The organism is Pseudomonas onubensis (assembly GCF_965653655.1).
Lineage (GTDB): Bacteria > Pseudomonadota > Gammaproteobacteria > Pseudomonadales > Pseudomonadaceae > Aquipseudomonas.
The window spans coordinates 1-391 of the sequence record NZ_CBFHAZ010000331.1 but is presented as its reverse complement, the minus strand read 5'-3'; the positions used below and the strand labels follow the sequence as shown (position 1 = coordinate 391).

The window sequence follows — 391 nt, the reverse complement described above, 5'->3', positions numbered from 1 at the left end:
TCCGTGGGTAACCCGGCAGGACGCCGGGTTAGCCGCGCTGGGCCAAGGATGGCCCATCGCGGCGGCCCACGGATTCAAGCCTTCGTTCTGGCACACCGAGCCTAAGCGAGGTGCCGAGTGGTGGGGCACAGACCTTTTGGTTACTTTTGGCTGGGCCGGCATTCCGGGCGTTTGCCAAAAGTGACCCGCCGTAAGGGCGGAACCCTACTCAGCCGTGACCGCAGCAACGGATATACACACCGACAAACCCCCACAGCACACAACCCAGCTTGTATGGTTAGACTTGTAGGGGTGGTGGGACTAAAAGCCAGCATCTGACTCTAACCAGTACAGACCGTGGGAGACTTCGCCCCGCCCCTTCACCAAAGCGCCGATAAGGAATGCATCGGCC

General features: G+C 60.9%; 1 pseudogene. It reads left to right on the top strand.

Annotated elements, in window-relative coordinates:
• A pseudogene (locus ACTD9P_RS30200) lies at window positions 1-184 on the top strand (hypothetical protein); the annotation flags it as partial.
• Window positions 185-391: the final 207 nt, after the last annotated feature.